Annotated in this window: 11 protein-coding genes; 9 read left to right on the forward strand and 2 right to left on the reverse strand. The window is 60.9% G+C overall.

All coding sequences use genetic code 11. The features are described from left to right. The first annotated feature begins 305 nt into the window (after window positions 1-305). Window positions 306-1,820, forward strand: coding sequence for a polyphosphate:AMP phosphotransferase (pap, locus tag D8U71_RS19670; RefSeq protein ID WP_122611468.1), 1,515 nt, complete (start codon window positions 306-308; stop codon window positions 1,818-1,820). Between the two features lie 103 nt (window positions 1,821-1,923). After that, window positions 1,924-3,108, forward strand: coding sequence for a thiolase family protein (locus tag D8U71_RS19675; protein WP_016770940.1), 1,185 nt, complete (start codon window positions 1,924-1,926; stop codon window positions 3,106-3,108). Window positions 3,109-3,234: 126 nt separating this feature from the next. On the opposite strand, the gene D8U71_RS19680 is transcribed toward D8U71_RS19675, so the two are convergent. Continuing rightward, complete coding sequence (locus tag D8U71_RS19680) at window positions 3,235-3,426, reverse strand: DUF6316 family protein (RefSeq protein WP_122603652.1); 192 nt, start codon at window positions 3,424-3,426, stop codon at window positions 3,235-3,237. 210 nt (window positions 3,427-3,636) lie between these two features. On the opposite strand from D8U71_RS19680, the gene D8U71_RS19685 reads away from it, so the two are divergent. Next, entirely contained in the window at window positions 3,637-4,596 is a 960-nt protein-coding gene (locus D8U71_RS19685; protein WP_130888473.1) for a DMT family transporter, read from the forward strand. Between the two features lie 108 nt (window positions 4,597-4,704). Here D8U71_RS19685 and D8U71_RS19690 read toward each other — a convergent pair whose 3' ends face one another. Beyond that, window positions 4,705-6,099 carry a class II fumarate hydratase gene (locus D8U71_RS19690; RefSeq protein WP_016770937.1) on the reverse strand — a complete coding sequence of 465 codons (1,395 nt, stop codon included), beginning with the start codon at window positions 6,097-6,099 and terminating at the stop codon, window positions 4,705-4,707. A gap of 191 nt (window positions 6,100-6,290) precedes the next feature. Here D8U71_RS19690 and D8U71_RS19695 point away from each other — a divergent pair, with 191 nt between their 5' ends. The 6 genes from D8U71_RS19695 to D8U71_RS19720 all read left to right on the forward strand — a co-directional run bounded on the left by D8U71_RS19695 (window position 6,291) and on the right by D8U71_RS19720 (window position 13,289). Further along, window positions 6,291-6,806, forward strand: a complete 516-nt coding sequence (locus D8U71_RS19695; RefSeq protein ID WP_016770936.1) for a DUF2059 domain-containing protein — start codon at window positions 6,291-6,293, stop codon at window positions 6,804-6,806. A 12-nt stretch (window positions 6,807-6,818) separates the two neighbouring features. After that, on the forward strand, window positions 6,819-7,118 hold the full coding sequence (locus tag D8U71_RS19700; RefSeq protein WP_122880394.1) for a BolA family protein: 300 nt from the start codon (window positions 6,819-6,821) through the stop codon (window positions 7,116-7,118). Window positions 7,119-7,302: 184 nt separating this feature from the next. Beyond that, the gene (locus D8U71_RS19705) at window positions 7,303-8,244 is read left to right on the forward strand and encodes a rhodanese-related sulfurtransferase (protein ID WP_016770934.1); all 942 of its coding nucleotides are present in this window, start codon (window positions 7,303-7,305) and stop codon (window positions 8,242-8,244) included. 35 nt (window positions 8,245-8,279) lie between these two features. Continuing rightward, window positions 8,280-8,882, forward strand: coding sequence for a DsbA family protein (locus D8U71_RS19710; protein WP_177180902.1), 603 nt, complete (start codon window positions 8,280-8,282; stop codon window positions 8,880-8,882). Further along, window positions 8,875-10,692, forward strand: coding sequence for an ABC transporter ATP-binding protein (locus D8U71_RS19715; RefSeq protein ID WP_125926379.1), 1,818 nt, complete (start codon window positions 8,875-8,877; stop codon window positions 10,690-10,692). Before D8U71_RS19710 ends, D8U71_RS19715 begins: the two co-directional genes overlap by 8 nt. A gap of 137 nt (window positions 10,693-10,829) precedes the next feature. After that, a complete protein-coding gene (locus tag D8U71_RS19720; RefSeq protein WP_130888474.1) occupies window positions 10,830-13,289 on the forward strand; it encodes an EAL domain-containing protein in 2,460 nt (819 codons plus the stop codon). Window positions 13,290-13,301: the final 12 nt, after the last annotated feature.

Raw genomic sequence — 13,301 nt, forward strand, 5'->3', positions numbered from 1 at the left:
AACCCTGTGGCGAGGGGATTCATCCCCGCTGGACTGCGAAGCAGTCCCAAAACCACAAGACTCGCAGTGAAAAGAACCCTGTGGCGAGGGGATTCATCCCCGCTGGACTGCGAAGCAGTCCCAAAACCATCCACCCCGGTTTCCCGATCCAAACCACACTTCCCGGATCTACGACTACTGCACAGCCAGTCAACGCTAAATCCCCTCACCACAAAGTTCTCATTCCGTCCTGAGTTCATGGGAATTTCTGCCCTGCGCCCGTGCCCAATCCGCTAGTCTTGCTGAACCCTGGAAGGAGCCGTCCAATGTTTGAATCCGCTGAAATCGGTCACGCCATCGACAAAGACACTTATGAGGCGGCGGTCCCTGCGCTGCGTGAAGCCTTGCTGGAAGCGCAGTTCGAGTTGCAGCAGCAGAAACGCTTTCCGGTGATCATCCTGATCAACGGCATCGAAGGGGCGGGCAAGGGCGAGACGGTCAAGCTGCTCAATGAATGGATGGATCCGCGCCTGATCGAAGTGCGCACCTTCGACCAGCAAACCGATGAAGAACTGGCGCGGCCACCCGCCTGGCGCTACTGGCGCATGCTGCCGGCCAAGGGGCGGATGGGCGTGTTCTTCGGCAACTGGTACAGCCAGATGCTCCAGGGCCGGGTGCACGGACTGTTCAAGGATCCGCGTCTGGATCAGGCCATCGCTGGCGCCGAGCGTCTGGAAAAAATGCTCTGCGATGAAGGCGCGCTGATCTTCAAGTTCTGGTTTCACCTGTCCAAGAAGCAGATGAAAGCGCGGCTAAAATCGCTGGCCGACGACCCGCTGCACAGTTGGCGCATCAGCCCGTTGGACTGGCAGCAGTCGCAGACCTACGACAAGTTCGTCAAATACGGCGAGCGGGTGTTGCGCCGCACCAGCCGCGATTACGCGCCGTGGCATGTCATCGAAGGCGTCGATGCCAATTACCGCAGCCTGGCGGTGGGCAAGATTCTCCTCGAAGGCCTGCAAAGTGCGCTCAAGCGTGCCGACGTCAATCCCCACGAAGTCAGTGCCGCGCCGCTGGGCACGCCGGTCGATCAGTTGAACCTGCTCGACAGCCTCGACCTGACCCAGCGTCTGGACAAGAAAGACTATGAAGAACAACTGATCACCGAACAGGCGCGTCTATCCGGGCTGATGCGCGACAAACGCATGCGCCGCCATGCGCTGGTCGCGGTGTTCGAGGGTAACGACGCGGCGGGCAAGGGCGGGGCGATTCGCCGCGTGGCAGCCGCGCTCGATCCGCGTCAGTACAGCATCGTCCCGATCGCCGCGCCCACCGAAGAAGAGCGCGCGCAACCGTATTTGTGGCGGTTCTGGCGGCACATTCCAGCGCGGGGCAAATTCACCGTGTTCGACCGCTCCTGGTACGGGCGGGTGCTGGTCGAGCGGATCGAAGGCTTCTGCACCCCGGCCGACTGGCTGCGCGCCTACGGCGAAATCAACGACTTCGAAGAGCAACTGGCCGATGCCGGCGTCATCGTCGTCAAGTTCTGGCTGGCGATCGACAAGGACACGCAGATGGAGCGCTTTCAGGAGCGCGAAGAGATTTCCTTCAAGCGCTTCAAGATTACCGAGGACGACTGGCGCAACCGGGAAAAGTGGGACGACTATCGCCGGGCGGTCGGCGACATGGTCGATCGCACCAGCACCGAGATCGCGCCGTGGACGCTGGTCGAGGCCAATGACAAACGCTGGGCGCGGGTGAAAGTGTTGCGCACCATCAACCGCGCGCTGGAAGACGCGTTCGAGAAATCCGACAAGAAGGCCAAAAAGCACAAGGACTGAGGCGATGGCCGCGCATACGCCGGGTGAATGATCCTCGCGGTCGGCAAGAAGGTGGACTTATGCTCAGGTCCACTCTCAACCGACAACAACAATGAGGTATGCCATGCGTGAAGTGGTGATCGTCGACAGCGTGCGGACCGGCCTGGCCAAATCCTTTCGCGGCAAGTTCAACCAGACCCGCCCCGATGACATGGCGGCCCACTGCGTCAATGCGCTGCTGACCCGCAACGATATCGACCCGGCCAGCGTCGAGGACTGCATCGTCGGCGCCGGCTCCAACGAGGGCGCGCAGGGCTACAACATCGGGCGCAACGTCGCGGTGCTTTCGCGCCTGGGCACCGGCACCGCCGGCATGACCCTCAACCGTTTCTGTTCCTCGGGCTTGCAGGCGATTGCGATTGCCGCCAACCAGATCGCCTCCGGTTGCAGCGACATCATCGTTGCTGGCGGCGTCGAGTCGATCAGCCTGACCCTGAAAAGCGTCAACACCGATCACCTGATCAACCCGCTGCTCAAGCAACAGACTCCCGGCATCTACTACACCATGGGCCAGACCGCCGAAGTGGTGGCGCGCCGTTACGGCGTCAGCCGCGAGGCCCAGGATCGCTATGCGCTGCAAAGCCAGATCCGCACGGCCCAGGCCCAGGCTGCGGGTTTGTTCGATGATGAAATCGTGCCGATGGCGGTGAAATACCGGGTCGAGGATAAGAACAGCGGCGAAGTGCAGATTGTCGACGGCGTCGTCGAGCGCGACGACTGCAACCGCCCGGACACCACCTACGAAAGCCTTGCCGGTTTGAAACCGGTGTTCGCCGACGACGGTTCGGTGACGGCGGGCAATTCCTCGCAGCTGTCCGACGGTGCCTCGATGACACTGGTGATGAGCCTGGACAAAGCCTTGGAACTGGGGCTCAAGCCGAAAGCGTTTTTCCGTGGCTTCACCGTCGCCGGCTGCGAGCCGGACGAAATGGGCATCGGCCCGGTGTTCTCGGTGCCGAAACTGCTCAAGGCCAAGGGCCTGCAGGTGGCGGATATCGATCTGTGGGAATTGAACGAGGCGTTCGCTTCGCAGTGCCTGTACAGCCGCGACCGGCTGGAGATCGACAACGACAAATACAACGTCAACGGCGGCTCGATTTCCATCGGCCACCCGTTCGGTATGACCGGCTCGCGTCAGGTCGGGCATCTGATCCGGGAATTGCAGCGACGCAATTTGCGCTACGGCATCGTCACCATGTGCGTGGGTGGCGGGATGGGGGCGAGTGGGTTGTTTGAGGCGGTGCGCTAAAGGATTGGTTGCCTGTTCAGGCCCCTTCGCGAGCAGGCTCGCTCCCACAGGTTCAGGGTGTACATAATTTCAATGTTCACCAAAATCCTGTGGGAGCGAGCCTGCTCGCGAAGGCAGCGCCACGGTTCAGCGGCTGGAACCCTGCCGCTGCATCCGCGCTATATAAGCCTGAATCTCCCGCTCGATCACCTGACTGTCATACGGCCCTTCGAGGGTATTTTCCCGGGTGCTGAAATACAGCTCGCCATTGACCCGACACACGCGGTCGCTGCGAAAACGGGTGGCGGGGGCGCTGTCCTCGGCGCGCATGGCGTACATGTCGGTCTCCCTGATCAATGCGTTGAAAAGTCTGCAATCAGCTTATGCCTGAAGCACTTGGCGCGCCTGCCCGGCCGATCAACGGCGGCGCGCCGGTTTACTGCTGCGACCTGCACAGTTTCATTCGCGGCCTGCCGGTAACTGTCCCTGTGTTGTGCGCAGCCGGACGCCTAGAATGAGTGTTCTTGTCAGCAGGCTTTTGGGGTTCGCATGCACATTTCATCAGGGCGCTGGGTGTACGGACTGTTCCTGGCGCTGCTGACCGCGTTTCTGTGGGGCATCCTACCGATCAAGCTCAAACAGGTATTGCAGGTGATGGACCCGGTCACGGTGACCTGGTTTCGCCTGATGGTGTCCGGTGGCTGCCTGTTCATCTATCTGGCGTCGGTCAAGCGCCTGCCAAGGCGCAAGGTGCTCGGGCCCAAGGGTGGTTGGCTGGTGCTGATGGCGGTACTGGGGCTGGTCGGCAATTACGTGCTGTACCTGATGGGCCTCAACCTGCTCAGCCCCGGCACCGCGCAATTGGTGGTGCAAATGGGGCCGATCATGCTGCTGATCGCCAGCCTGTTCGTGTTCAAGGAGCGCTTCAGCATCGGCCAGGGCATCGGCCTGCTGGTGTTGCTGGTCGGCTTTGGTCTGTTCTTCAATCAGCGCCTGGCCGAGCTGCTGACCTCGCTGTCTGATTACACAGCCGGCGTGCTCTTGGTGCTGCTGGCGTCGACGGTCTGGACCTTCTATGCGCTGGGCCAGAAGCAATTGCTCACGGTGTGGAATTCGTTGCAGGTGATGATGGTGATCTATCTGTTCTGCGGGCTATTGCTGACGCCGTGGGTGCATCCGCTGGAAGCGCTCAACCTGAGCCCGTTGCAGGGCTGGCTGCTATTGGCGTGCTGCATGAACACCTTGATCGCCTACGGCGCATTCGCCGAAGCACTGGCGCACTGGGAAGCATCGCGGGTCAGCGCAACATTGGCAATCACGCCGCTGGTGACGTTTGTGGCGGTGGCGATTGCGGCGCGGATCTGGCCGGACTATGTGCATGCCGAGCAGATCAATGCGCTGGGCTATGGCGGGGCGGTGCTGGTGGTGCTGGGTTCGGCGCTGGTGGCGTTGGGGCCGTCGTTGATTGCCGGCCTCAAGGCGCGGCGGGCCAGGGTTGTGCCTGGCTGAAGATCGGCGGGGCCTGAATTCGCGAGCAGGCTCGCTCCCACTTTGCAATGCAATTTTCCTGTGGGAGCGAGCCTGCTCGCGAAGACGGATTTTCAGGCGCTAAATGACTCAGCCCTTGGCGCCAGCCTCGATCATGTTTTCCGGCCGCACCCAAGCGTCGAACTCTTCATCCGTCAGATAACCCAGCTGCAACGCCGCCTCACGCAAAGTCAGCCCTTCGCTGTAGGCCTTCTTGGCGATCTCCGCCGACTTGTCATAACCGATGTGCGGGTTCAGCGCGGTCACCAGCATCAATCCACGTTCCAGATGCTTGGCCATGACCTCGGCATCCGGTTCGAGGCCGGCGATGCAGTGCTGCTGGAAGTTGCTGCAGCCATCACCAAGCAGACGGATCGATTGCAGCAGGTTGTGGATGATCACCGGTTTGAACACGTTCAGCTGCAAGTGCCCCTGACTGGCGGCAAAACCGATCGCCACGTCATTGCCGAGCACTTGGCAGGCGAGCATCGACAGCGCTTCGCACTGGGTCGGGTTGACCTTGCCGGGCATGATCGAGCTGCCCGGTTCGTTGGCCGGCAGCTTCACTTCAGCGAAACCTGCGCGAGGACCTGAGCCCAGCAGACGCAGGTCGTTGGCGATCTTCATCAAGGCCACGGCGAGGGTTTTCAGTGCACCCGACAGCGTTACCAACGGTTCATGACCGGCCAGCGCGGCGAACTTGTTCGGCGCGGTGACGAACGGCAAACCGGACAGTGCTGCGAGTTCGGCGGCAATCGCCTCACCGAAACCGTGTGGTGAATTCAAACCGGTACCAACGGCGGTGCCGCCCTGAGCCAGTTCGCAGACTGCCGGCAGCGCGGCACGAATCGCGCGCTCGGCGTAATCCAGTTGCGCGATGAAACCGGACAGTTCCTGACCGAAGGTGATCGGCGTCGCGTCCATCATGTGCGTGCGCCCGGTCTTCACCAGTTTCATGTGCCGCGCCGCCAGTTCGGCAAGGCCGCCGGACAGCTCGGCAATCGCCGGCAGCAGTTGTTCCTGCACCGCTTTGGCGGTGGCGATGCTCATGGCAGTGGGGAAGCAGTCGTTGGAACTTTGCGAGCGGTTGACGTGATCGTTCGGGTGCACCGGCGACTTGCCGCCGCGCGGGTTGCCGGCCAGTTCGTTGGCGCGACCGGCGATCACTTCGTTGACGTTCATGTTGCTCTGGGTACCGCTGCCGGTCTGCCAGACCACCAGCGGGAACTGCTCGTCATGCTCGCCGGCGAGCACTTCATCGGCGGCCTGTTCGATCAGGCGGGCGATGTCGGCAGGCAGGTCACCGTTGCGGTCGTTGACCCGTGCGGCGGCTTTCTTGATCAGGGCCAGGGCGTGCAGCACCGGTAGCGGCATGCGTTCCTGACCGATGGCGAAGTTGATCAGCGAGCGTTGCGTCTGAGCACCCCAGTAAGCGTCGTCCGGGACCTCGATCTGGCCCAGGCTGTCGGTTTCGATACGGCTCATCGTGCACACTCCTGTTGGTCTGTTGGCGCAATTTAGGCCGGCGTCGGCCCGGGTGGTTCCATCGGCTCGATTGTTGACCGCAAAACCCCGCCAATCAAGCGCGGCAAGGGCCGGGGGTTGAGCCACAGCGATTGTTAGGCGCAGAATGGTCGCCCTTGGGGTTCGACCTCGCTTTGCTTAAAGGAAACTCGATGACTCGTCTTCGCGCCATCTGTACCGCGGTTGCACTGGTTTGCGCCAGCGGCCAGGTGCTTGCCGATACCGCCAGCCACAACGCCAGTGCCGAAGCTTTCCTGACGCTGGCTCACGCTGACAAGCTGGGTACCCCGGTGTACATGCAAGTGCAGCAAATGTTCGCCCAGCGCTTTGAACAGACCAAAGCCCCTGAGTCGAAGAAAGCCGTGCTCGAAACCTACCAGGCCAAGGCCAACGCCGCGCTGGACCAGGCCATCGGCTGGAACAAGCTCAAGCCCGACATGGTCAAGCTCTACACCAGCAACTTCAGCGAATCCGAGCTTAAAGATCTGGTTGCCTTCTACCAGTCGCCACTGGGCAAGAAAGTCCTGGAAAAAATGCCGCAGCTGACCCAGCAATCGGCGCAGATGACCCAGGGCAAACTGGAAAGCGCGGTGCCAGTGGTCAACAAGCTGCTCGACGACATGACCAAAGAGCTGACCCCGGCCGCGGCGCCAGCCAAGAAGAAGTAAGCGGAGTTCGTGATGACCATGCAACAACGCATCGAATCGACGCTGGCCCTGTTGCAGCCTGAGCACCTGCAAGTGCTGGACGAAAGCCACATGCACAGTCGCGGGTCACAGACCCACTACAAAGCGGTGGTGGTCAGCGCGCAGTTCGAAGGCCTGAACCGGGTCAAGCGCCACCAGAAAGTCTACGGCACGCTCGGCGAGCTGATGGGCGAGTTCCATGCGTTGGCGCTGCACACCTACACCCCGCAGGAATGGGCAGAGATCGACGGCGCCCCGGCGTCGCCGACCTGTGCGGGAGGAAGCAAGCTGTAAGCTGCAAGCTTCAAGCTGCAAGTTAAAAGCGGATCATCTTGCCGCTTGAAGCTTGAAGCTTGAAGCTTGAAGCTTGAAGCTTGAAGCTGCTTTTTTGCTAGAATCCCGACGCGCCGCTTAGCCGGCGCGTTTTTTTTTGAATCCGGTTCACCCTTTGCGAGGGTAGCCACCTGGAGAAATACCCATGACACAACCGATTGTCGTGGCGGCACTGTACAAGTTCGTCACCCTCGAAGATTACGTAGACCTGCGCGAGCCACTGCTGCAAGCGATGGTCGACAACGGCATCAAAGGCACTCTGCTGATCGCCGAAGAAGGCATCAACGGCACGGTTTCCGGCAGCCGCGAAGGTATCGACGGCCTGCTCGCCTGGCTCAAGAACGATCCACGCATGGTCGACATCGATCACAAGGAATCGTACTGCGATGAGCAGCCGTTCTATCGCACCAAGGTCAAGCTGAAGAAAGAGATCGTCACCCTCGGCGTTGAAGGCGTTGACCCGAACAAGAAGGTCGGCACTTACGTCGAGCCGCAGGACTGGAACGCGCTGATCAGCGACCCGGAAGTGCTGCTGATCGACACGCGCAACGATTACGAAGTGTCGATCGGCACCTTCGAAGGCGCCATCGATCCGAAAACCACCAGTTTTCGCGAGTTTCCCGATTACATCAAAGAACACTTCGACCCGGCCGTGCACAAGAAGGTCGCGATGTTCTGCACCGGCGGCATTCGCTGCGAGAAAGCCTCGAGCTATATGCTCGGCGAAGGTTTCGAAGAGGTTTACCACCTCAAGGGCGGCATCCTGAAGTACCTCGAAGAGGTGCCGCAGGAAGAAACCAAGTGGCGCGGCGACTGCTTCGTCTTCGACAACCGCGTGACCGTGCGTCACGACCTGACGGAAGGCGACTACGATCAATGTCATGCCTGCCGCACGCCGGTCAGCGTTGAAGATCGCGCCTCCGAGCACTACGTCGCCGGCATCAGTTGCCCGCACTGCTGGGACAAGCTCAGCGAGAAAACCCGGCGCAGCGCCATCGATCGGCAAAAGCAGATCGAACTGGCCAAGGCACGCAATCAGCCGCACCCGATCGGCTACAACTATAAGCAAGCATCCACCGAGGCTTAACCATGTCTGCGCGCCTGCTCTATGTGATGGATCCGATGTGTTCATGGTGCTGGGGTTTTGCTCCGGTGGCCAAGGCACTGGTCGAGCAGGCGCAGGCAGCCGGGGTCGAACTGCATCTGGTGGTCGGCGGTTTGCGCACCGGCAGTGGCTCGGCGCTGGAGCCGACCACGCGGCGCTACATTCTCGAGCACTGGCAAGCGGTCACCGAGGCCACCGGCCAGCCGTTCAAGTTCGACGGCGCGCTGCCCGACGGTTTTGTCTACGACACCGAGCCTGCCTGTCGCGCGATTGTCACCGCGCGCAGTCTGGCGCCGGATTGCGCGTGGACACTGGTCGGGTTGATCCAGCAGGCGTTTTACGCCGAAGGTCGCGATGTCACTCAGGCCAGCGTGCTGGTCGAACTGGCAGAGCAGGCCGGTGTGCCGCGTATCGAATTCGCCGCGTTGTTCGATCATGCCGATCAGCACAAGGCGACCCAGGCCGATTTCACCTGGGTCCAGGATCTGGGCATCGCCGGTTTTCCGACCCTGCTGGCCGAGCGCAACGGGCAACTGGCGCTGCTGACCAACGGCTATCAACCGCTCAGCGAGCTTTCGCCGTTGCTCGGCCGCTGGCTGGAGCGCGCGGCCTGTGTCTGACCGTGCCGATGACACGCCAGCCGTAGAGCGTGTCGACCGGCTGAGCTGGGCTGAAGTCCGGCGTCTGGCACTGCATCACAAGAAATCCCTGTGGATCGCCAACGGCGTGGCCGTGCTGGCGACGCTGTGCAGCGTGCCGATCCCGTTGCTGCTGCCGTTGCTGGTCGACGAAGTGCTGCTCGGCCACGGCGATGCCGCGCTGAAAGTCATGAACCATTTTCTGCCGAGCATGTGGCAGCAGGCGGCGGGTTATATCGGCCTGATGCTGGTGGTGACCCTGACTTTGCGTTGCAGCGCCCTGTGTTTTGGCGTGTTGCAGTCGCGGCTGTTCGCGCGCTTGGCCAAGGACATCGTCTACCGCATTCGCGTACGCCTGATCGAGCGGCTCAAGCGCATTTCCCTCGGCGAATACGAAAGCCTCGGCAGCGGCACGGTGACCACGCACCTGGTCACAGATCTGGATACCCTCGACAAATTCGTCGGCGAAACCCTCAGCCGCTTCCTCGTCGCGATGCTGACCCTGGTCGGCACCGCCAGCATCCTCATGTGGATGCACTGGAAGCTGGCGCTGCTGATCCTGCTGTTCAACCCGTTGGTGATCTACGCCACCGTGCAGTTGGGCAAGCGCGTCAAGCATCTGAAGAAGCTGGAGAACGACAGCACCTCGCGCTTCACTCAGGCGCTGAGCGAAACTCTCGATGCGATTCAGGAAGTGCGCGCGGGCAATCGTCAGGGCTATTTCCTCGGGCGCCTCGGTTTGCGCGCGCAGGAGGTACGCAACTACGCAGTCAACTCGCAGTGGAAAACCGACGCCTCGAACCGCGCCAGTGGCTTGTTGTTCCAGTTCGGCATCGACATCTTCCGCGCGGCGGCGATGCTCACCGTGCTGTTTTCCGACCTGTCGATCGGGCAGATGCTCGCGGTGTTCAGTTACCTGTGGTTCATGATCGGCCCGGTCGAACAGCTGCTCAATCTGCAATACGCCTACTACGCAGCGGGCGGTGCGCTGACGCGGATCAATGAACTGCTGGCGCGCGCCGACGAGCCGCAGTATTCCGGCGGCATCGATCCGTTCAAGGGGCGCGACACCGTCGGCATCGAGGTACAAGGCCTGAGTTTCGGTTACGGCGACGAGTTGGTGCTGGACCAGATGAACCTGTCGATCCTGCCCGGCGAAAAAGTCGCGATCGTCGGCGCCAGCGGCGGCGGCAAAAGTACCTTGGTGCAGTTGCTGCTGGGTCTGTACACGCCAGCGGCCGGGACCATTCGCTTCGGCGGATCGACCCAGCAGGAGATCGGTCTGGAGACCGTGCGCGAGAACGTCGCGGTGGTGCTGCAGCATCCGGCGCTGTTCAACGACAGCGTGCGCGCCAACCTGACCATGGGCCGCATGCGCAGCGACGAAGCCTGTTGGCAGGCGCTGGAAATTGCGCAAATGGCCGCGACCATCCGTGCGCTGCCCGCTGGCCTCGACAGCATCGTTGGTCGCTCCGGCGTGCGTTTGTCCGGCGGCCAGCGCCAGCGTCTGGCGATTGCGCGGATGATTCTCGCCGAGCCGAAAGTGGTGATTCTCGACGAAGCCACCTCGGCCCTCGACGCCGCCACCGAGTACAACCTGCACCAGGCGATGGCGAAATTTCTCCATGGCCGCACCACGCTGATCATTGCCCATCGCCTGTCGGCGGTGAAACAGGCGGACCGCGTGCTGGTGTTCGACGGCGGGCAGATCGCCGAGGATGGCGACCATCGCCAGCTGATCGCCGACGGCGGTCTGTACGCCAAGCTCTACGGCAACTTGCAACAGCACTGATCGAAACCCTTGCCGGCCTGTCAGAGGTTCTGCGCGCGGTGTAACGCCGCGCCTTGCCTTGAACGAGAACCCCACCTAGTCTCGTCATAGCGAATTCGCCCGGAAGGCGAGCGGGCAGTGCTCATGCAAGGACTCTCATGAAGCAAAAGCAGACTCTGGGAACACCACGGTTGTTGGGTATCGTCTGGCCCTTTATTGCTGTCGTGGTGTTCCAGGCATTACTGGGGGGCGTGAGCCTTTACGTGCTTTCGGCCGTGCGTGGCTACGTCGCTGGCGAAAGCCTGTGGTCCAAGGGCCAGAAAGACGCCATCTATTACCTCAACCTGTACGCCGACAGCCGTGACGAGGCGATCTATCGCAAATACCTGACGGCGATCGCCGTGCCCCAGGGCGGGCACCAATTGCGTCTGGCGCTGGATCGTCAGCCGCCGGATCTGCAAGCGGCGCGCGAAGGCATTCTCAAGGGTGGCAATCACCCCGACGATGTCTCCAGCCTGATCTGGCTATACCTCAATTTCCGCCACTACAGTTATCTGGAAACCGCGATCGATCGCTGGACGATTGGCGATGCGTATCTCGACCGACTGCACGAAGTCGCGCAGGAGATGCACCAAGGCATTGCGCAGAACCAGGCCAGCCCGGGCGATGTGCGGCGCTGGAAAGCACAGATCTTCGCGATCAACGATGCGGTCACTCCAGCCGCCAGAGCCTTCAGCGATGCCTTGGGCGAAGGCTCGCGGGTGATCATGCGCCTGCTGCTGTTCACCAACCTGGCCACCGCGCTGGGTCTGATCGCGCTGGCGCTGTGGCGCACGCACAAACTGCTCAAGCAGCGCCATGAGTTTGCCCAGGCGCTGCAACTGGAAAAGGATCGCGCGCATATCACGCTGCAGTCGATTGGTGATGGCGTGATCACCACCGACGTCAACGGCGCGATCGATTACATGAACCCGGCCGCCGAGGCCATGACGCACTGGAAGGCCGAGCAGGCGGCAGGGCTGCCGTTGTCGGCGCTGTTCAACCTGCTCGACGATAACGCCCAGACCGAAGGGCTGACGTTGATCGAGCACATTCTCAGCGGCCAGCTCAGCGGCGGCAGCGAACATTCCAAGCTGATTCAGCGGCTGGACGGCAGCACCCTGTCGGTGACCCTGGTCGGCGCGCCGATCCGCAATGCCGGGAATGTCAGCGGCACGGTGCTGGTGCTGCACGACATGACCCAGGAGCGGCAATACATCGCCAATCTGTCCTGGCAGGCGACCCACGATGCGCTGACCGGGCTGGCCAACCGCCGCGAATTCGAATATCGCCTCGAACAGGCCTTGCACAAGCTGACGCGCCAGCCCGGGCGGCACGCGCTGATGTTCCTCGATCTGGACCAGTTCAAACTGGTCAACGACACCTGCGGGCACGCGGCGGGCGATGAGTTGCTGCGGCACATCTGCACGCTGCTGCAATCAGACTTGCGCGAGGGCGATACCCTGGCGCGACTGGGCGGCGATGAATTCGGGATTTTGCTCGAGAACTGCCCGCCGGACATCGCCGAGAAGATTGCCGAAAGCCTGCGCCAGACCGTGCAGAACCTGCATTTTGTCTGGAAGGGGCGGCCGTTCCTGACCACCGTCAGTATCGGCCTGGTGCATATCGCGCAGAATCCCACCAGCCTTGAGGCCTCGTTGCGTGCGGCGGACATGGCTTGCTACATGGCCAAGGAAAAGGGCCGCAACCGCGTGCAGGTCTACCATGCCGATGATTCCGAACTGTCCATGCGCTTCGGTGAAATGGCCTGGGTACAGCGCCTGCATATGGCGCTGGAAGAAAACCGCTTTTGCCTTTACGCCCAACAGATCGCGCCGCTCAAGCCGCAACCCGGCCAGGCCGGACACATCGAAATCCTCCTGCGTTTGCATGATGAATCCGGGCGGATGATTTTGCCTGACAGCTTTATTCCGGCAGCGGAGCGATATGGTTTGATGACCCAGTTAGATCGCTGGGTAGTTGAAAATGTTTTCAAGGTTATTGCCCAGTGTATTGAACAGGAACATGAACTTCCTTTGGCGATGTGTGCGATTAATCTGTCAGGCATTACTATAGGAGATGACGCGTTTTTGCACTTCCTGCGGGAACAGTTTGTTAACTACGCTATACCGCCTGAAATGATTTGTTTTGAAATTACTGAAACCAGTGCAATCGCTAATCTTGGCAGTGCAATTCGTTTTATCAATGAACTCAAAGGCTTAGGCTGTCACTTTTCTCTGGATGACTTTTGTGCCGGAATGTCTTCATTCGCTTACTTGAAACATTTGCCTGTAGACTTCCTGAAGATCGACGGGAGTTTCGTTAAGGATATGCTGGACGACCCGATTAATCGGGCAATGGTCGAAGTGATCAATCACATCGGCCATGTTATGGGTAAGCAGACAATTGCCGAGTTTGTTGAAACTAACCAGATCGAACAGGCATTGCTTGAAATAGGTGTGGATTACGCTCAGGGGTATGTCATCGAGCGCCCGCAGTTATTTACCTGTGACAGTTTGCAAAGTCGCCCTGCCAGACCGCAGCCGTTGTTGTTCAAAGCGCCTGGCACGTTCCGTTGAAGTCTCTCGCCG

The organism is Pseudomonas sp. Sample_21 (assembly GCF_004307525.1).
GTDB lineage: Bacteria > Pseudomonadota > Gammaproteobacteria > Pseudomonadales > Pseudomonadaceae > Aquipseudomonas > Aquipseudomonas atacamensis.

Excerpts from the sequence above, each read along its gene's own strand:
- pap (WP_122611468.1), top strand. The coding sequence starts at position 306 with ATGTTTGAATCCGCTGAAATCGGTCACGCCATCGACAAAGACACTTAT.
- D8U71_RS19675 (WP_016770940.1), top strand. The coding sequence starts at position 1,924 with ATGCGTGAAGTGGTGATCGTCGACAGCGTGCGGACCGGCCTGGCCAAA.
- D8U71_RS19680 (WP_122603652.1), bottom strand. The coding sequence starts at position 3,426 with ATGTACGCCATGCGCGCCGAGGACAGCGCCCCCGCCACCCGTTTTCGC.
- D8U71_RS19685 (WP_130888473.1), top strand. The coding sequence starts at position 3,637 with ATGCACATTTCATCAGGGCGCTGGGTGTACGGACTGTTCCTGGCGCTG.
- D8U71_RS19690 (WP_016770937.1), bottom strand. The coding sequence starts at position 6,099 with ATGAGCCGTATCGAAACCGACAGCCTGGGCCAGATCGAGGTCCCGGAC.
- D8U71_RS19695 (WP_016770936.1), top strand. The coding sequence starts at position 6,291 with ATGACTCGTCTTCGCGCCATCTGTACCGCGGTTGCACTGGTTTGCGCC.
- D8U71_RS19700 (WP_122880394.1), top strand. The coding sequence starts at position 6,819 with ATGACCATGCAACAACGCATCGAATCGACGCTGGCCCTGTTGCAGCCT.
- D8U71_RS19705 (WP_016770934.1), top strand. The coding sequence starts at position 7,303 with ATGACACAACCGATTGTCGTGGCGGCACTGTACAAGTTCGTCACCCTC.
- D8U71_RS19710 (WP_177180902.1), top strand. The coding sequence starts at position 8,280 with ATGTGTTCATGGTGCTGGGGTTTTGCTCCGGTGGCCAAGGCACTGGTC.
- D8U71_RS19720 (WP_130888474.1), top strand. The coding sequence starts at position 10,830 with ATGAAGCAAAAGCAGACTCTGGGAACACCACGGTTGTTGGGTATCGTC.